The following is an 18,594-nucleotide window of genomic DNA, read 5'->3' as shown; positions in this document are numbered from 1 at the left end:
TGCCGCCATGGCGGCACGAACGGTATGGCCGGCGTCGTGGCCCGGCCGTGATCCGACCTCGTCGCCCGCCCGCTACCTCCCGGACTGTCCGGCCTCCACGAACTACCGTGAATGACAACCGGTTTGGTGCTCGACCACGGAGAACCCCCGTCCATTCCCCTTGAGTCGAGGCCCCGGTGGTCCGATGTGGAACGAGGTGGAGTCCGCCCGGGCGCGGATCGGGCCGAATCGTCGGCCCGCATCCGAGCAGTGGGGGATCGGGAGAGTACGGAGGTCGGACATGGCGCGACGCGTCGATCAGACGACCGACGACACGTCGGTCGACATCCGTTCGGCCGCCCGGCGCGCCGACGACGCCCAGGCGTCCGCCGCCGACGCGCTCGCTCTGGGCGACGGCCACGTCGCCGCCGACGCGCTCGAGGGTGGCGATGACCATGTGATCGCTGGCCGTGCTCGCGACCGGGCTGCCGTCGACGATCCCGGGCGGGGCCACGCTGCCACCGACGATCCCGGGCGGAGCGACGACCACCCTGCCGACACGCTCGCGCAGGGCCACGGCCGCGTCGCCACGGACGGCGCTCACGACCGCGCCACGGCCGATGGCCCCGGTGTCCACCTCGTCGCGGACGACACCGCCGCGCTGCCCGTCGCCGGGTCGGATGGCGACGGGCTCGTCGCCCCCACTCGCCACGAGCGGCGCGAACGTCGCCGCCGGGAGCGCCGCGTCGCGACGACCCGCGCGGCCACCGCCGGCGTCCTCGCCCTGGCCGTGGCGGGGGGCGCCTACGCGCTGACGCGTCCTGACGCACCTGCCCCCGACGCCGCAGCGCCGCCGTCGACGCCCTCGGTCGCCTCCGCCTCGTCCCCCGCGTCGTCGGCCTCGCCCGGTGGCGCCTTGCCGTCGGCGCAGCCCTCGGTGAGCAGCCCGGCTCCGTCGGCGGCGCAGCCGTCCGCTCGGCCGTCGCCGCCCCCCGCGGCCACGCCCGTCACCGCTCCGACCACGCCCGTCACCGTCGCGGCGGGGCCGCCGAGTGTGCGGGCGCGAGGCCTGGTCGCCGCGTTCGAGCGCCTGTATACCGCGGGCGGGGGCGGCGCGCTCGTCGCGACGGCGCCGCTGGGGGAGAACGTGGCGTCGACGCCCGTGCAGGTCGTCGGGGCCGGGGCGGCCCAGGTGCAGCGTGCGGTCCGGGCGGGCAAGGTCTTCGGTTCTGGGGTCTCCGCGACGCGGGCCGCGAGCGGGGTCGTGACCGGCCCGGGGCGGCGTGCGGTGCGCCCGGCGCTGATGACGCCCGCGGCGGCGGTCGCGCAGCTCGCCCAGGCGACCTCGGCGCCGTGCCCGACGTGCCGCGCCGTGGGCCTCACCGGCCCCACGCCCACGCGCATCGCGTTGGAGACGACCGCCGGCCCGGTGACGGCGCCGGCGTGGTTGTTCGGGGTGCGGGGTAGTCGCGCCCGCGTCGTCGTGTCGGCCGTCGCGCCCGCCTCGTGGATCCAGGTGGCGCCGCCGTTCCGGACCGCCGCGCCGGCGGCCGTGGCGGCGAATCAGCTGCCGCTGTGGAAGGTGGCCGTGTCGCCGAACGGCCGGACGGTCGTCGCGAACATCGACCGGAAGGCGATGGCGGAGAAGCCCGGCTGCTGGCGGCTCGTCCCCGTGGAGTCCGCGCACGCCGTCGCCCTCACCGCGACGCGCGCGAAGGCCGACGCGACCGGCGCGTGCGCCCCGGCCTCGGGCCGGGTCGCCGCGACCCTGCCCCGCGCCCTGGGCACCCGCACGCTGCTCGACACGTACTGGCAGCGCGCCATCCCCGCTCGCTGACGGCGGCGGTCGCGCTCAAACGTCTCGCCTCGGCCACGGCTCGGCCGCGCCTCGGCCACGAAGGATATGAAATCGCGTTCACTGCGCGCTGAGGTTTGCGGCCGCCTCGGTCGCGTCTCGGTCGCGTCTTGGTCGCGCACCTCGGTCGCGCCTCGGCCCCCATGGCCCGCCCACGCCTGCTTCCGGGTGCGTCGGCGCTTGCCACCGTTCGACTGCCGCGGCCCGAGGCGCCTGCACGGCCGTGTCGCCGGACGTCGTGCCATGTCGGCCCCTTCGACACCCCGCGCCCGACCGCGCCAACTCGCTGACCTGCGCATCTTCCAATGCGGTCACGGTGGGGAGGCATCGAGGGGGCCGACATGGCACGATGCACTCCCGCGCGTCCGGCCACGAACACGGCCTGCGCTGCCCGAACGGGTGGTGGCGGGGCGGCGGCGATGCCCCAGGGTCGCCGTCGCGGGTGGGCCTTGTCGGGCTCGAACCGACGCGCTTCGGATTAAAAGTCCGCTGCTCTGCCAACTGAGCTAAAGGCCCGGGGTCTCTCACCGACCTCCGGGGCTCGCTCGCCCGGCGAATCGGCCACGCGAGGACCCACCCAGAGAGTATGCCGCAGGCGGTGTCCGCATCGGCCACCCGGAGGACGTCGAGGACGTCGCCGACGGTGATCGACGCGTATCGGGTGCGGCGGGTGCGGCCTCGGCGCAGGCGCTTCTGCTCGGCCCCCCGAGGCGGCGTGCCGTCAGACGGGGTCCGGTCTACGCCTCCTCCGGCCGCCGGAGCAGGATCAGGGCAGCAGCACCCCGTCGATGACGTAGATGGTCGCGTTCGCGGTCTGCACGTTGCCGCACAGCACCTTCGCCTTGTTCGCGCCGACGGTCATGTTCTCGCCGGACCCGGCCACCGTGAGCTGTCGACCGGAGAGGGTCGTATGGGTGCCGGCGACCTGCTCGGGAGTCAAGCGTTGCTGGACGACGTGGTACCGGAGGACGTCGCCCAGGGACTGCGGGTCGGCCATGAGTCGGGCCAGCCTCGAGGCGTCGACGTTCTGGAACGCAGCGTTCGCCGGGGCGAACACGGTGACGTCCTGCGCCGAGTCGAGCGTGTCGAGCAGGCCGGCCCGCTCGGCGGCACCCGCGAGGGTCGAGAGCAGCGGGTTGTCCTTCGCCGCCGTGCCAACCGGGGAGTCGGCCATGTCCTCGAACGACCCGGGGCCGCTCGCGGGGATCTGGGAACAGGCGGGACCGAACCGGGCCGCGGCTGCGTCGGTGGCGGGCGACGCCGAGTCCGTCGGTCCGCTGGGGCCCGTGGTGCCGGGCATGGCGGACCCGCTCGGCGCGCTGTTCGCGGACGGGGTCTCGGCGGGAGCGTCGGTGCTCCCGCTCGAGCAGCTCCCCAGTGCCAGCGCAGCGGTGAGAGCGAGCGCGGCGGTGGTCGTGGCGCGACGGGGGTGCATGTCGATGGCTCCATCCCTGGGTCGGTGACGATGGTTCGCTTCGATGACGACCGTTCCAGCATGGAGGAGTCGACGCGATCGAGCCCGCGCAGGGGCGCGAGGAACCTGGGTGTGAACGTACCGGTCGCCGTGGGAGGACGACGTGCGCCACGTGGACGGGACCGGTTCCGGTTGGCCGGCCCCCGATCAGGGTCGCGCTCGACCGGGGCGCCCAGCGGACTGATCGGCGCCGCCTCGTCAGCTCAGGTCTGCCAGCAGCCACGGGTCCGGTTCGGTGCCGTTGCGCAGGATGCTGATCTGACCGTTGCGTTCGAGGGTGACCCGGTGGACCTGGTCCAGGTGCGTCACCCCTGCGAGCCGGAGGCGCTGGCGCAGGTCGTCGTGACTCACCCGGGAGCGGCTCAGGACCTCCTCGTCCAGGCGGCCGTCGCGCAGGAGGACCAGCGGGGGCGGGGACAGGACGGATCCCAGGAACCGGTTACGGCGGAGCGTGGAGAGCAGCAACTGCATTCCGAACAACACGGCGAGGGCGACGGCCCCGGTCTCCAGCGTCGGCACCGCGAGGAGTGTGGTGCGACCGACGACGGCGCCCACGGCCACCACGCAGGCCAGGTCGGTCGGGGCCATCGTCGACAGGCTGCGCGGCCCCATGACGCGGACCAGAAGCAGCAGCACGAGGTACATCGCGATGGTGACCCCGATGACGTGCAGGGGGCTTGCCGGATGGAGCGCAGGCTCGGTCATCAGGATCCTTTCGTGTCCGGGATGTCGCCGCGAGCGGGAGCCGGCGACCCTCGTCGGCTGCCGCGGGGCGTCGCGGTGGTGGACGCTACCCGAACGGCGGGGCGGGGTCCGGCGGTCCGCAGGTGAGTCACCGTGGTGTCGCTGACGAGCACGCTGGTCGACGCGCAGTTCTGCGCGAATCCAGGTCGGAGCCGATGCCGTCTCCGGTCGTCAGCACGACGGCTACGGGATGATCGACTCGGTCACCACGGTCCGGCGGAACGACGTCGCCTCACGCGTCGGCGGCCAGGTCAGAGCCTCGTCGAGGTCGAACGGGCCCTGATGGTGTTCCTCGGCGTCGCCTGACTGCGCGCGTCGGCCTCGTCGCCCCGGTCAGCAGACGAGGCAGATGCCGCCCGCCTGTGGTTCACTCGTCGACGAGGTCGGTGGCGCGCAGGGGGATGGTGTGGTCGCCGATGCGGATCGTGGCGGCGGTGCCGTCGGTGTCCGGGGTCGCGTAGGCGCCGTCGACGATGCGGTCGAAGAGGACGACGGTGGGGCGGGGTCCTCGCACGTCGACGAGCAGGTAGGCGGGGATGCCGGCCCGGGCGTATTCGGCGCGTTTGGTGATGGCGTCGGTCTCGACCGAGCCGGGGGAGATCACCTCGACGACGAGCGCGATGTCGCTGGGCGTCACGCGGTGATGGGTCGGGTCGACTCCCCGCCTGACCACCGCGAGGTCGGGCTGCCGTACCGTGTGCCCTCCCTGCGACCGGCCGAGGTCGACCGCAAAGTGCGGGAGCGGCATCCAGTCGGGTCGGATGACGGGGTCGAACAGAGCGATGAGTCGCGCTGTCGCATCGACATTGTGCAGGGCTTCGTTGGGGGCCACGGTGGGGATGCCGTCGACGAGCTCGTACGCGTCCTCGCGCTGGGAGTAGTCCTCGTCCCACTCGGCCAGGCTCACGTGCGCCAGTGCGAGCGGAGGCGTGGCGATGCTCATGTGGCTCCTCCTCTCCATAGGTCGAAGTATCGGCGGGTTCGCCGTCGTCACGCTAGGGGTGTGGCCGTCCTCATGACGGCCGCGCCGTCGACGTCTGTGGACGGCTGACATGTCCGCCACCGCGGCGACCGCGCGACCCCGCACCGCACCTCAGGGCAACAACGCCCGGACGCGGCGCTCGTCGTCGTCGCTGAGCCCGGCGAGCCGCGGGGTGGTGCGCGCCTCTTCGTCCCGCAGGGCGGCACGCAGGGTGTCGCGCAGGTCGCGGGTGGTCAGGCCCGCGGCGCGCGCGGCGCCGGCGTCGTGGGAGGTGAAGAACCGCCAGTCGGGGTCGTCGACCCACAGCGGGAGCGAGCTGGGGCCCATCCACCCCGACACACCCGCCTCGGTGAGCACGTCGGTGGGCACCGGTCGGATCGCGGCGTCGCTGCCAGCGACCTCACGGGCCGCCTCCAGCACCTCGCCGAGCGGCGTGGTCGGTCCGCCGGCGTTGAAGACGCCCTGGACACGGCCGCGGGCGCACGCGACGATCCACGCCGCCAGGTCCCGGACGTCGATGATCGAGCACGGGAACGTGCGGTCCGGGGGCACGAGCACGTCGTCGCCGGTGGGGTGGGCGAACCGCCACGGGTAGTACCCGACCCGGCCGGTCTCGTCGCCGGGGCCGCCGATGAGGCCGGAGCGGAGGACGGTCCAGCTGTCCTGGTGGTCCCGGACGGCGTTCTCGCACGCGACCTTCGCCGGTCCGTACTGCGACATGTCGGCCAGGACGTCGTCGACGAGGGGCTCGTGCACCTCCGCGTCCTCGGCCTGCTGCGGTCGGTCGAACCGGGTGTAGACGTTGACGGAGGAGACGAACACCCAGTGGCCCGCGCGCAGCTCACGGGCGGCGCGGCGGGCGTGCCCGGGTTGGCTGGTCAGGTCGACGACCGCGTCCCAGGAGTGGTCGGCCACGGCCGCCAGTGCGTCGGTGCGGTCGCGGTCGGCCCGGACGAGCCGCACACCGTCGGGCGCCGCGGCGCTGCCCCGGGCGAGGCAGGTCACCGTCGCCCCGTCGGCCAGGGCTGCCCGCGCCACTGCCCGGCCCAGGAAGGCGGTGCCACCGAGCACGAGGACGTCCATGCCGTCCACCCTGACAGCCCTGGTCCCACGCCGCTCGGCGCGGCCGTTCGGCAGCGCACCCGTCGCGGAACACGGCGCCGTCTCGGGTGGGGACCCTGGCCGCGACCGACGTCGAGGTCCTCAGTCCTCGAAGGCGAGCGAGGCGGACAGGTCCTGGTGGGCGTGGGCCTGCTCGAGCAGCGACGCGGCCTTGGTCTCGAACGTCTCCACCGCGTCGGCGCCGGCGGCGAAACGGGCGGGCGGGTCCGCCAGCGCGGCGAGCCGCACGAGCGCGTCGGCGAGCTTGGCGGGGTCACCGCCCTGCTGCCCGTCCATGCCGCGCCACGTCTCCATGAGCTGAGCCCGGCGCTCGTCGTAGTCCTCGACGGACGCGTCGGCGTACTGCGTGGAGGTGGGGGTGAGCAGCTCGGTGCGGAAGAAGCCCGGCTCGACGAGCATCGTGCGGATGCCGAACGGCGCGACCTCGGGGGCGAGCGCCTCCATGAACCCCTCGACGCCGAACTTGGACGCCGAGTAGGCGGTGAGGAAGTCGCCGGCCGGGAGGATCCCGGCGGTCGCCGAGATCGTCATGAGCAGCCCCGACCGCTGGGCCCGCAGCTGCGGCAACGCGGCCCGGACGACGTTGACGGGCCCGAACAGGGTCGTCTCGATCTGGGAACGGAACGCCTCGGGCGTCATCTCCTCGAAGAACCCGGCCTCGAAGCTGCCGGCGTTGTTGACGACGACGTCGAGGCGCCCGAACCGCTCGACGGCCGCGTCGACGGCGGCGCTCGCGGCACCCGGGTCGGTGACGTCGAGGGCCACGGGGAGCAGGTTCTCGTGCTCGCCGACGGCCTCGGTGACCTTGCGGGGGTCGCGCGCCGTGGCCACGACGGCGTGCCCGGCAGCCAGCGCCGCCCGCACGATGTCGACGCCCAGGCCGCGGCCGGCTCCGGTCACGAACCACACGGTCTTCTCGGTCACGGGGGATCAGCATCCTTCGTTCGTCGGGGTATCGGCGCCGAACGCGCCGTCGGGAGGGCCGACCCCGATCCTCGCAGAGCTGCGCGACGGACCAGGGGCCCTCGCCGGGGAACCGGCGACCCCTGGCTGAGCGGGGTGCGAAGGGTGTGGGCGACCAGCGAGGCCCACGGGCGGCAATGCCACCATGATGCTACGTTTGTGGCATGCCGAAGGTTCGGGTCAGCACGACCGTGGACGAACACCTCCTGGCCGAGGCCCGGGCGGCCCACGGAGGTGGAAGCGACGCGTCCCTGCTCGAGGCCGCGCTCAACGAGTTGCTGCGCGGGCACCGCCGGGCCGAGATCGACGCCGCCTACGCACGGGCGTACCGCGACCACCCACTCGACGAGACCGACGCGTGGGGCGACCTGGGGGCGTGGCACGAGTCCGTCTCGGCGGCCCGTGGTTCCGCTGTCGCGGAACGGAATCCGCCTCGATGACGAGCCTGCCCGAGCGCGGCGAGATCTGGTGGTGCGAGGTCCCGCAGGTGGGTCGCCGTCCGGTCCTCGTGATGTCTCGCGATCAGGCGATCGTCGCTCGGCGTCTGGCCGTCGTGGCGCCCTGCTCGACCCGGGTGCGGGGCCTCCCCAGCGAGGTCGTGCTCGACCCCACGACGGATCCCGTCCCGCGCCCGTGTGTGATCTCGCTGGACTCCCTGGAGAGCGTCTCCGCCGCCTGGTGCGTGGAACGGCTCGGGCGACTCGGCGATCTGCGGATGCGCGAGGTGTGCGCAGCACTGGGCGTCGCCCTGGACTGCGTCTGAGAACCGGGTCGGCCCTAGGGGGTGCGTCGCGCCGAGAACCGTCGAACCAGGAACCGGCGGCTATGACGCTCCGCTCGGATGGCGAGACGAGTTGTCCGGTGAGTGGTCGACGGTCAGCATGGAGAGGTGACTGCCGCGCTCGACACCGCCCTGCCCACCGCCCTCGACGTCGAGGCGGCGTTCGTGCGCCTGCGCGCGGTGATCCGCGAGTCGCCCCTGCAGCGCAGCGAGCGGCTCTCGCAGCGCACGGGCGCGAACGTGTGGGTCAAGCGCGAGGACCTGCAGCCGGTCCGCTCGTACAAGCTGCGGGGCGCGTACAACCTCATCTCCCAGCTCGACGCCGCCGACCGGGCCCGCGGCGTCGTCTGCGCGAGCGCCGGCAACCACGCCCAGGGCTTCGCGTTCGCGTGCGCCGCCCTGGGGCTCGACGGGCGCGTCTACGTCCCCCGGACGACCCCGCGGCAGAAGCGCGACCGCATCGACGCGCTCGGCGCCGGCCGGGTCGAGGTCATCGTCGGCGGCGACACCTACGACGACGCGGCCGCCGCGGCGCTCGCGGACGCCGACCTGACGCAGGCGGTCCTCGTCCCCGCCTTCGACCACCCCGACACGATCTGCGGCCAGGGCACGATGGCGATCGAGATCGTCGAGCAGCTCGGCCACGCGCCCGACGTCATCGTCATCCCGGTCGGCGGCGGCGGGATGCTCTCCGGTTGCCTCACGTGGCTGCGCGCGCGCCACCCCGAGACCCGCGTCGTCGGCGCCGAGCCCGCCGGGGCCGCGTGCATGGCGGCCGCCGTCGAGGCCGGTCAGCCGCTCGAGCTCGACGACATCGAGACGTTCGTCGACGGGGCGGCCGTCCGCCGCGCGGGCGACCTCACGTATCCGATCGTCCGCGACGCCGGCATCGAGCTCGTGTCCGTGGCGGAGGGGCGCATCTGCACCGAGATGCTCGAGCTGTATCAGACCGACGGCGTCATCGCCGAGCCCGCCGGCGCGCTCTCGTCGGCCGCGCTCCTCGACCGGATCCACGTCGAGGAGGGCCAGGACGTCGTCGTCGTGCTCTCCGGCGGCAACAACGACGTGTCCCGCTACGCCGAGATCGTCGAGCGCTCCCTCGTCGACGAGGGGCGCAAGCACTACTTCCTCGTCGACTTCCCCCAGGAGCCGGGCGCGCTGCGCCGCTTCCTGTCCGAGGTGCTCGGCCCGGAGGACGACATCGCGCACTTCGAGTACGTCAAGCGGTCCAACCGCGAGACCGGGCCCGCCCTCGTCGGCATCGAGCTCGGCCGCCGCGAGGACCTCGAGGGCCTGCTGGCCCGGATGGACGAGAGCCCCATGTCGGTCGAGCGCATCTCCGCCGACAGCCCCGCGTACCGCTTCCTCGTCTGATCCCCGTCCGCCCTCAGCCGTGCGAGTCGTGCGGCGCGCCGACGGGCTTGGACTTGGGCGAGCCGCGTTCGCGCAGGTAGATGGTGAACACGGCCATGGTCCCGACGGCGAGCAGCTCGGACTGCCAGTTCTGCAGGGTGCGCGACCAGAAGTCCGGCGAGGTCAGGTACGCCCCCGTCGACAGGGGCGGGCGGAGGTCGCGCAGCCGCTCCTCGTTGAGGGCGACCCGGCCGGCGAGGCCCTGAGCGGCCCACGACAGCACGAACACCAGGCCCATCGTCAGGGTGAGCGAGTGGCCGTAGAGGCGGGCGCGCCATCCGCCGGCCCGCACCCACGCGGGGGCGTCGTCGGGGGCGAAGCGACCGGCCCGCGCGTCCTCGTCGCTGCCCGGCCCCGCCGCGTCGACGGGCTTCGACTCCGGAGAGCCCCGCTGAACGAGCCACACGGTGAGCCAGATGAACAGGAGGAACTGCAGGAACTCCGACTGCCAGTTCTCGGCGACGTCCACGGCGAAGGCGGAGCTGCTGACGTACGCGGGCAGGTCCAGCGTCTGCAGGCGGGCGGCGCGGGCCTCGTCGTTGTACAGGGCCAGCCCGGACAGGGCCTGCCCCGCGAGGACGAGCAGGAACAGCGCGGCGAACACGAGGCCGAGCCCGTTGTCCCGCCACCAGGACCGACGACTCGTCATCGCCCGAGCACCGGGAGGGCGAAGCACCAGGCCAGCCCGGCCGCGATGAGGACGGCGTAGAGCCAGAAGAGGCGTCTCATCATTCCCCCTGAAGGTCGCGGTCGTCGGGGAGGTCGCCGTCGCGGGCCGTGCACCCGGCGGCGGTGACGCGCCACCCGTCGGCGAACCGCGCGAGGTAGATGCGTTCCGCATCCGTCCGGGCGACGGCAGAGTGCCCGGCCACCTCGACGGACACGGACCCCGTCGTGGTCGGCAGGTCCTCGTCGGGCAGCGCCTGTGGGCACGGCGCCTCCGCACGGTCCTCGAGGGCGGTCCGCGTCGCGGGTGCCAGGCGGCCGCAGGCGCGCGGGAGGGGTGCGCACGTCGGCGACGAAGGCCCGGGCCGCCGCCTCGGCCTCGCCCTGCTCGGGCGGGGTCGCGCACGCGGACGTCGTCCCGACCGCGAGGGCGCACCCGACGGCCGCCACGCCCCGGCGTCCGCCGCGACCTCCGATCCGGCGTCCGACTTCCGGTCGTCCTCGACGCATTCGGCATCCACTCCGATCCGCCCGTCCCGCGCACCCGGTCACCCGCGCCGAGAGCGGAACCAAGCCTACCGACCCGGCCTCCCTCGCGCGCGGTACGCGGCGCCGCCCGCCCGTCTGGCGGCCTGCGACCATGGGAGGGCGATGACGACTCTCACGGACCTCCTGCCCACCGACGGCACGACCGACCCCGACGACCTCTACGCGGCCTTCGCCGAGTGGATCGAGGGGCGCGGGCTGCCGCCGTACCCGCACCAGGAAGAGGCGCTCCTCGAGCTCGTCACCGGCAGCAACGTCGTCCTCGCCACGCCCACCGGATCGGGCAAGTCGCTCGTCGCCGCCGGGGCCCACTTCTTCGACCTCGCCCGCTTCCGCGCGACGGGCGCCCGCAGTTACTACACGGCCCCGATCAAGGCGCTCGTCAGCGAGAAGTTCTTCGACCTGTGCGAGACGTTCGGCGCGGCGAACGTCGGCATGCTCACCGGGGACGCCGCGGTCAACCCCGGCGCGCCGATCGTGTGCTGCACCGCGGAGGTGCTCGCCAACATCGCCCTGCGCGAGGGCGCCGACCTGCGCGTGGGCTGCGTCGTCATGGACGAGTTCCACTTCTACTCCGAGCCCGACCGCGGGTGGGCCTGGCAGGTGCCGCTGCTCGAACTGCCGCAGGCGCAGTTCCTGCTCATGAGCGCGACCCTCGGCGAGGTGGAGTTCTTCCGCGACGACCTGGCCCGGCGCACCGGCCGCTCGACCGCGGTCGTCGCCGGCGCGGAACGGCCCGTCCCGCTCAGCTTCACCTACGCCCTCACCCCGATGCACGAGACGCTCGAGGAGCTGCTGACGACCAACCAGGCGCCCGTCTACGTCGTGCACTTCACGCAGGCCGCCGCCCTCGAGCGGGCGCAGGCACTGATGAGCCTCAACGTGACGACCCGCGCCGAGAAGGACGCGATCGCCGAGCACCTCGCCGACTTCCGGTTCGCGAAGGGCTTCGGCGCGACGTTGAGCCGCCTCGTCAAGCACGGCATCGGCGTCCACCACGCGGGGATGCTGCCCAAGTACCGCCGCCTCGTCGAGACCCTCGCGCAGAAGGGCCTGCTCAAGGTCGTGTGCGGCACCGACACCCTCGGCGTCGGCATCAACGTGCCCATCCGCACCGTCGTGCTCACCGGCCTGAGCAAGTTCGACGGGACCCGGCAGCGGCTGCTCAAGTCGCGCGAGTTCCACCAGATCGCCGGCCGCGCCGGCCGGGCCGGGTTCGACACGAGCGGGTCGGTCGTCGTCCAGGCGCCCGACCACGTCGTCGAGAACCACAAGGCCCTGCTCAAGGCCGGCGACGACTCGAAGAAGCAGCGCAAGGTCCAGCGCAAGAAGCCGCCGGAGGGCTTCGTCAACTGGAGCGAGGACACGTTCGAGAAGATCGTCGCCGCCCCGCCCGAGGCCATGGTGAGCCGGATGCGGGTCAGCCACTCGATGGTCCTCAACGTCATCGCCCGCCCCGGCGACCCGGTGCGCGCGATGCGCCGCCTCCTCACCGACAACCACGAGGACCCCCGCCGGCAGGCCCGCCACCAGCGGCAGGCGATCGACATCCTGCGCAGCCTCCTGCTCGCGGGGGTCGTCCGGCGCCTCGACGAGCCCGACGAGACCGGCCGGACCCTCGCGGTCGTCGACGACCTCCAGCGCGGTTTCGCCCTCAACCAGCCGTTGTCGACGTTCGCGCTCGCCGCGATCGACCTCCTCGACGAGGAGGACCCCGACTACGCCCTCGACGTCGTCAGCGTCATCGAGGCCACCCTCGACGACCCGCGACCCGTCCTCATGGCGCAGCAGTTCAAGGCCCGCGGCGAGGCCGTGGCCGAGCTCAAGGCCGAGGGCGTCGAGTACGAGGAGCGCATGGAGCTGCTCGAGGACGTGACCTGGCCCCGCCCGCTCGCCGAGCTGCTCGAGGCGGCGTTCGAGACCTACCGGCAGAGCCACCCGTGGCTCGGGGAGGGGATGCTGTCACCGAAGTCGGTGGTCCGGGACCTGTACGAGCGGGCGATGACGTTCGGCGAGTTCGTCGCGTACTACCAGCTCACCCGCGGAGAGGGGGTCCTGCTGCGCTACCTCTCCGACGCCTACAAGGCGTTGCGCTCGACCGTGCCCGACGCGCGGAAGACCGACGACGTCGACGACCTCGTCGAGTGGCTGGGCGAGCTCGTGCGCCAGACCGACTCCTCGCTGCTCGACGAGTGGGAGGCGCTGACCGACCCCGACCGGCCGGAGGACGCCCCGGTGCGCCCCCACGACTCCGGCACCCGCCCCTTCACGGCCAACGTCCGCGCGCTCACCGTCGCGATCCGGCGGGCCATGTGGCGCCGGGTCGAGCTGGCGGCGCGGCGCCGCTGGAACGACCTCGCGGCCCTCGACGAGGGCGCCGGCGGCGACCCGATGGAGGCCCAGGACTGGGAGGAGGCCCTGGGGGAGTACTTCGACGAGTACGACGACATCGGCACCGGCCCCGACGCCCGCGGGCCCGGCCTGCTCGTCGTCCGCCGCGACGGGTCCGATGCCCCCGAGGGCCTCTGGCTCGTCGAGCAGATCCTCGACGACCCGGCCGGCGACCACGACTGGCGCATCTTCGCCGAGGTCGACCTGCCCGCCACGGACGCCGCGGGCGAACTCGTCCTGCGCGCCACGGACCTCGACCGGGTCTGAGGCGCTTCTCGCCACACGGACCGCCGCGCTGCCGAGTGCGGGCCCGGCGGAACGCACCGATACGGTGGTCTACCGACGGGCCGTCGACGGGCCGCCGGGGCGACACCCCGGGGTCCGCGATGCCACCTCGCGGCCGGCGACGCCCGCCCCGACGCCCACCTCGCGTGACCACCCCGAGCAGGAGCCCGAATGCCCACCGTGACCGCGACGTACCGCCTGCAACTCCACGACGGGTTCGGGTTCGCCGACGCGGAGGCCGTCGTCCCCTACCTCGCGCGGCTCGGCGTCAGCCACCTCTACCTCTCGCCGATCCTGCAGGCCGTCGCCGGCTCGCAGCACGGCTACGACGTCGTCGACCACACGCGCATCGCCGAGGGTCTCGGTGGCCGCGACGGATTCGAGTCCCTCGCCCGCGTCGCGCACGACCACGGGCTGGGCATCGTCGTCGACGTCGTCCCCAACCACATGGCCTTCGTCGCCCCCGAGAACGCGAACCTGCCCCTGTGGCAGCTCCTGCGCGACGGCCGCGACGCCGCCACCGCGGACTGGTTCGACGTCGACTGGCGGGCGGGCGGTGGGCGCCTCGGCCTGCCCGTGCTCGGCGACGACCTCGAGACCGTCCTCGACGCGGGCGAGCTCGTCATCGACGAGATCGAGACGGCCCCCGGGCCCGGCGAGGAGCCGGTGCCCACCCTCGTCGTCCGCTACCACGACCACGTCTACCCGATCGGGATCGGGACCGAGGGCGACGCGAAGGTCGGCGACTCCGACCCGGCCACCCTGCGGGCCGTGCTCGACCGTCAGCACTACCGCCTGACGAGCTGGCGGGACAAGGACGAGGTCCTCAACTACCGCCGGTTCTTCGAGGTCGACGGCCTCATCGCGGTGCGCGTCGAGCTCCCCGAGGTGTTCGAGGCCACGCACGCGCTCCTGCTCGAGCTCGACGTGCGGGGTCTCGTCGACGGGTTCCGCATCGACCACCCCGACGGCCTCGCCGACCCGGCCGGCTACCTCGAGCAGCTCCGCCGCGCGACCCGCCGCGGCACCCTCGTGTGGGTCGAGAAGATCCTCGAGGGCGACGAGCACCTGCCCTCCTCGTGGCCGTGCGCCGGCACGACCGGCTACGACGCGATGCGCGCGATCCAGGCCGCGCTCGTCGACACGGACGCCGCCGCGGACATCTCCGGAGCCTGGCAGAGCGCGGGCGGGGAGCCCGCCGCCTCCGACGCCGTCGAGGCGGCGAAGCGCCAGGTCGTGCAGGAGTCGCTCGTCCCGGAGGTCGACCGGCTCACCCGCCGCGCCCGCGAGGTGCGCGGCGACCTCGATCCCGAGCGCCTGCGCGAGGCCGTCGTCGAACTCCTCGTCGCGGGCGAGGTCTACCGCGCCTACGTCCGCCCCGAGGAGCAGCGCCTCGGCCCCGAGGCGCGCGAGCGCCTGACGACGGCGTTCGCCGACGCGCTCGGCCGCCGCCCCGACCTCGAGCAGGAACTGCGCGCGCTCGCCCCGCTCGCGACGGCCGACGACGAGTCCGACGCCGCCGCCGTCGACTTCGCCGTGCGCCTCCAGCAGACCTGGGGCCCGGTCATGGCCAAGGGCATCGAGGACACGACGTTCTACCGCTGGCACCGCCTCATCGCCCTCAACGAGGTGGGCGGCGACCCCGAGGACCTCGACCACGGATCGCCGAACGCCCTCCACCGGTGGGCGGGCTACCAGCAGGCCAACTGGCCGCAGGGCATGACGACCCTGTCGACCCACGACACCAAGCGCAGCGAGGACGTGCGCGCCCGCCTGCTCGCCCTGGCCGGCGACCCCGCCGCGTGGCGGGCCTGCTCCGAGGCGGCGCGCCAGACCGGCGAGGCGGCCGGGGTCGACGCGCCCACGGCCCACTTCGTGTGGCAGACCGTGGCCGGGACCATGCCCATCACGCAGGACCGCCTCGAGGCGTACCTGCTCAAGGCCCTGCGCGAGGGCAAGCAGCACACTGCCTGGGTCGATGGCGACGCCGAGTACGAGGAGCGGGTCGTCGCCTTCGGCCGCTCGATCCTCGCCGGCGGGCCGCTCCACGACGCCATCGCCCGCGCGCTCGACGCCGGCCGGGAGGCGATCCGCGCGACGACGCTCGCCGCGAAGACCCTCGAGCTGACGATCCCCGGCGTGCCCGACACCTACCAGGGCTGCGAGATCGTCGACCTGTCCCTCGTCGACCCCGACAACCGGCGCCCCGTCGACTTCGACCTGCGGACCCGCCTGCTCGACGTGCTCGACGCCCCGCACGAGCCTCTCGGCGACGTCGACCCGGCCCTCGCGTCCGCCGTCGCGGCCGCGGCCGGCGGCGCGAGCGCGGCGGAACCCGCCCCGGACGGCGCGCCCGCCACGGGCCTCGACGCCGAGAAGCTCCTGTTCACCCACCGCCTCCTGCGTCTGCGGGCGGCCGAGCCCGACCTGTTCGGCTCCGGCACCTACGAGCCGCTGCCCACCGACTCCGACCACGCGCTCGGGTTCTCCCGCACCCTCACCGCGGGCCGCATCGCCGGCGCGCTCGGGTTCGGGCGCGACGCCGCCGCGGTCACCCTCGTCACCCGCGCACCCGCGCGCCTCGCCGCCGCCGGCGGCTGGGGTGACGCGACCGTCACGCTCCCCGAGGGGGAGTGGGAGGACGTCGTCACCGGCGCCGTCGTCGCCGGCGGGACGGTGCCCGTCGCGACCCTGCTCGACACCCATCCGGTCGCGGTCCTCCTCCGGCGCTGAACCCCGGTGCCCTCGAACGCGACCCGGCATCATCCCCCCGCCCCGCCAGCCAGGAGCTCCAGACGCATGGCCGACAGCCCCGCCCCCGCCGCCACGACCGACCGCACGTTCACGCTGTGGGCCCCCACGGCGGAGTCCGTCGACCTCGTCCTCGACGGCTCGCGCCACGCCATGACGTCGCGTTCGTCGGGGTACTGGAGCGTCGAGGCCGCCGCTGCCGACGGCGCCCGGTACGGGTTCTCGATCGACGGATCAGAGCCGCTGGCCGACCCCCGCGCTCTGCGCATGCCGGACGGGCCGCACGGGCTCTCGGCGGTGTTCGACCCGGCGGACTTCGCCTGGAGCCCCGGCGAGTCCGACTGGGAGGGTGTCGAGCTCGCGGGCAAGGTCGTCTACGAGATGCACGTCGGCACGTTCACCCCCGAGCGGACGTTCGAGGCCGCCATCGGCCACCTCGACGACCTCGTCGAGCTGGGCGTCGACATCGTCGAGGTCATGCCCGTCGCCGGCTTCCCCGGCCGGCACGGCTGGGGCTACGACGGCGTGGCGCTGTGGGCGGTGCACGAGCCGTACGGCGGGCCGGAGGGGCTGCTGCGGTTCGTCGACGCGGCGCACTCCCGCGGCCTCGCCGTCGCCCTCGACGTCGTCTACAACCACCTCGGCCCCGACGGCAACTACCTCTCGTCGTTCGGCCCCTACTTCACCGAGCGCCACGAGACGCCGTGGGGCGCGGCCGTGAACCTCGACGGTCCCGACTCCGACCCGGTGCGGGAGTTCGTCATCGGCAACGCGCTGCACTGGCTGCGCGACTTCCACGTCGACGCCCTCCGGCTCGACGCGGTCCACGAGCTGCGCGACGACCGCGCCCTGCACCTCCTCGAGGAGCTGGCGATCGCCGTCGACGACCTCGAGGAGGAGACCGGCCGCGCCGTGGCGCTCATCGCCGAGTCCGACCGCAACGACATCCGCACCGTGACGGCCCGCGAGTTCGGCGGACTCGGGCTCGACGGACAGTGGGCGGACGACGTGCACCACGGGCTGCACGCGGCCCTCACCGGCGAGTCGCAGGGGTACTACGGCGACTTCGCGCTGCCCGGCGTCCTCGAGACCGTCCTGACGACGCCGTTCCTGCACGCCGGGTCGTGGTCCACGTTCCGGGGGCGCACGCACGGCCGCCCGGTGGATCCGTCGCGCGTGGACGGGTCGCAGTTCGTCGCCTCCCTGCAGACCCACGACCAGGTCGGCAATCGGCGTGCGGGCGACCGCCTGTCGCACCAGATCGACCAGCGGCGCCTCGCGTGCGGGGTCGCGCTGCTGCTGACCGGCCCCTTCACGCCCATGCTCTTCATGGGGGAGGAGTGGGCCGCCTCCACGCCGTGGCAGTACTTCACGGACCACACCGACGACGACCTCGCGCAGGCGGTCCGCGACGGGCGGCGCGGCGAGTTCGCCGCCCACGGGTGGGACGAGGACTCGGTGCCCGACCCGCAGTCCGAGGACACCGTGGTGGCCTCCACCCTCGACTGGGGCGAGCGCGCAGAGGGCGACCACGCGAGGACCCTCGCCTGGTACCGCGCCCTGCTCGCCCTGCGCCGGGCCCGCGCCGACCTGCGCGACGGTGACCTGCGGGAGGTGCGGGTGCAGCGCACGCCGACCGCCGGGGCGTTCGTCGTCGAGCGCGGCCGGCACCGCGTCGCCGTCAACCTCTCCGACGAGCCGGTCCGTCTCGACGTGCGCGTCCCGGGGGTGCCCCGCCCCGTCGTCCTCCTCTCGCTCGACCCGACCGTCGAGCTCGCCGACGGGCACGTCGACCTCGCCCCCGAGTCGGTCGTCGTCGTCGGCCCGTCGGCGCCGTGACCGGCGGCGGTGAGCCGGCGGTGAGCACGCGATGACGTCCCCGCAGCGCCCGCGCCGGCCGGCGTACCTGCCGCCGTCGGCGATGGACGCCTTCGCCCAGGAGCGCCTCGACCCGGCCGTCATCACCCAGGTGGCCGACGAGAGCGCCGCGGTCCTCGTCCGGGTCGGGCGCAGCAGCGACGACCCGGTGCTCACCGCCCGGCTCATCGACCTCGTCGACGAGATCGGGCTCGCGACCCTCGCGGAGATGTGGGCCGACCGGCCCGCCCGGAGCCTGGCCGGCGCCCTGTGGCGGCTGTACGTGCTCCGCGAATGGGTGCGCCGCGACCCGGCCGGCGCGAGCCACGACTACCGGGACGGCGTCGTCCACGCCGACGTCGCCGGCGTCGTGGCCGGCGTGGCCGACCCGCCCGGCCCCGACGAGCTGCGTCGCCTCGTCGACGACATCCTGCGCGGGATCTTCACCGGCGACTTCGCCGTCGCCCTCGAGCGCGCCGCCGCCTTCTGCCGCGTCGTCGCCGCGGGCCGCGGCACGGACTCCGCCGCCGATGCGGACGCCCGAGCCGACTCCGCGGACGACGCCGGTCGATCCGGCGCGACCGGCACGCCCGTACCACCTGGCCCGAACTCCCTTGGACTGCAAGGTATTTGGTCCGATCGGGCCCGTCGGGGGGCGGCTCTGCTGACGACCGCCGACGACCTCGAGGCGACCGCCCGGGCGTGGCGGATCGACCCGCTGGCCTGAGACCGTCCGCGGGCCACGGCACCCACGGAGGCCGTGCGCAAAGGGCGCGCCCGGGGCG

The 18,594-nt window shown here is 74.1% G+C and carries 15 protein-coding genes and 1 tRNA gene; 8 read left to right on the top strand and 8 right to left on the bottom strand.

The window, feature by feature from the left end; genetic code table 11:
* Positions 1 to 280: 280 nt before the first annotated feature.
* Complete coding sequence (locus tag ICW24_RS14300; protein WP_226346393.1) at positions 281 to 1,816, top strand: hypothetical protein; 1,536 nt, start codon at positions 281 to 283, stop codon at positions 1,814 to 1,816.
* 461 nt (positions 1,817 to 2,277) lie between these two features.
* Here the strand turns inward: ICW24_RS14300 and ICW24_RS14295 are convergent.
* The 6 genes from ICW24_RS14295 to ICW24_RS14270 form a co-directional block, all read right to left on the bottom strand.
* Positions 2,278 to 2,350, bottom strand: a tRNA-Lys gene (locus ICW24_RS14295).
* A 250-nt stretch (positions 2,351 to 2,600) separates the two neighbouring features.
* Positions 2,601 to 3,269, bottom strand: coding sequence for a fasciclin domain-containing protein (locus tag ICW24_RS14290; protein ID WP_226346392.1), 669 nt, complete (start codon positions 3,267 to 3,269; stop codon positions 2,601 to 2,603).
* Between the two features lie 237 nt (positions 3,270 to 3,506).
* Entirely contained in the window at positions 3,507 to 4,013 is a 507-nt protein-coding gene (locus ICW24_RS14285; RefSeq protein ID WP_226346391.1) for a DUF421 domain-containing protein, read from the bottom strand.
* Between the two features lie 406 nt (positions 4,014 to 4,419).
* Entirely contained in the window at positions 4,420 to 4,995 is a 576-nt protein-coding gene (locus ICW24_RS14280; protein WP_226346390.1) for a Uma2 family endonuclease, read from the bottom strand.
* 150 nt (positions 4,996 to 5,145) lie between these two features.
* Complete coding sequence (locus ICW24_RS14275; protein ID WP_226346389.1) at positions 5,146 to 6,117, bottom strand: NAD-dependent epimerase/dehydratase family protein; 972 nt, start codon at positions 6,115 to 6,117, stop codon at positions 5,146 to 5,148.
* A gap of 120 nt (positions 6,118 to 6,237) precedes the next feature.
* Positions 6,238 to 7,080, bottom strand: a complete 843-nt coding sequence (locus ICW24_RS14270) for an SDR family oxidoreductase (protein WP_226346388.1) — start codon at positions 7,078 to 7,080, stop codon at positions 6,238 to 6,240.
* 203 nt (positions 7,081 to 7,283) lie between these two features.
* Here ICW24_RS14270 and ICW24_RS14265 point away from each other — a divergent pair, with 203 nt between their 5' ends.
* The 3 genes from ICW24_RS14265 (at position 7,284) to ilvA (ending at position 9,274) form a co-directional block, all read left to right on the top strand.
* The gene (locus tag ICW24_RS14265) at positions 7,284 to 7,559 is read left to right on the top strand and encodes an antitoxin MazE5 (RefSeq protein ID WP_226346387.1); all 276 of its coding nucleotides are present in this window, start codon (positions 7,284 to 7,286) and stop codon (positions 7,557 to 7,559) included.
* Positions 7,556 to 7,882 (top strand): type II toxin-antitoxin system PemK/MazF family toxin, encoded by a 327-nt coding sequence (locus ICW24_RS14260; protein ID WP_226346386.1) that lies wholly within the window; start codon positions 7,556 to 7,558, stop codon positions 7,880 to 7,882. Before ICW24_RS14265 ends, ICW24_RS14260 begins: the two co-directional genes overlap by 4 nt.
* Positions 7,883 to 8,008: 126 nt before the next feature.
* Entirely contained in the window at positions 8,009 to 9,274 is a 1,266-nt protein-coding gene (gene ilvA / locus ICW24_RS14255; RefSeq protein ID WP_226346385.1) for a threonine ammonia-lyase IlvA, read from the top strand.
* A 13-nt stretch (positions 9,275 to 9,287) separates the two neighbouring features.
* Here the strand turns inward: ilvA and ICW24_RS14250 are convergent, their stop codons facing one another.
* On the bottom strand, positions 9,288 to 9,962 hold the full coding sequence (locus tag ICW24_RS14250) for a DUF6766 family protein (protein WP_226346384.1): 675 nt from the start codon (positions 9,960 to 9,962) through the stop codon (positions 9,288 to 9,290).
* A gap of 79 nt (positions 9,963 to 10,041) precedes the next feature.
* Positions 10,042 to 10,197 carry a hypothetical protein gene (locus tag ICW24_RS14245; RefSeq protein ID WP_226346383.1) on the bottom strand — a complete coding sequence of 52 codons (156 nt, stop codon included), beginning with the start codon at positions 10,195 to 10,197 and terminating at the stop codon, positions 10,042 to 10,044.
* A gap of 433 nt (positions 10,198 to 10,630) precedes the next feature.
* Between ICW24_RS14245 and ICW24_RS14240 the strand changes: the two genes are divergently transcribed.
* From ICW24_RS14240 to ICW24_RS14225, 4 genes are all read left to right on the top strand, one after another.
* Entirely contained in the window at positions 10,631 to 13,183 is a 2,553-nt protein-coding gene (locus ICW24_RS14240) for a DEAD/DEAH box helicase (RefSeq protein WP_226346382.1), read from the top strand.
* A gap of 189 nt (positions 13,184 to 13,372) precedes the next feature.
* Positions 13,373 to 15,934 (top strand): malto-oligosyltrehalose synthase, encoded by a 2,562-nt coding sequence (gene treY, locus ICW24_RS14235; protein ID WP_226346381.1) that lies wholly within the window; start codon positions 13,373 to 13,375, stop codon positions 15,932 to 15,934.
* Positions 15,935 to 16,000: 66 nt separating this feature from the next.
* Positions 16,001 to 17,791 carry a malto-oligosyltrehalose trehalohydrolase gene (treZ, locus tag ICW24_RS14230; RefSeq protein ID WP_226346380.1) on the top strand — a complete coding sequence of 597 codons (1,791 nt, stop codon included), beginning with the start codon at positions 16,001 to 16,003 and terminating at the stop codon, positions 17,789 to 17,791.
* Between the two features lie 31 nt (positions 17,792 to 17,822).
* A complete protein-coding gene (locus tag ICW24_RS14225; RefSeq protein ID WP_226346379.1) occupies positions 17,823 to 18,536 on the top strand; it encodes a hypothetical protein in 714 nt (237 codons plus the stop codon).
* Positions 18,537 to 18,594: the final 58 nt, after the last annotated feature.

It is taken from the genome of Agilicoccus flavus (assembly GCF_014857905.1).
Taxonomy (GTDB): domain Bacteria; phylum Actinomycetota; class Actinomycetes; order Actinomycetales; family Dermatophilaceae; genus Agilicoccus; species Agilicoccus flavus.
Note: the sequence above shows the minus strand (reverse complement) of the source record. Positions and strands in the feature narration are given on the sequence as shown.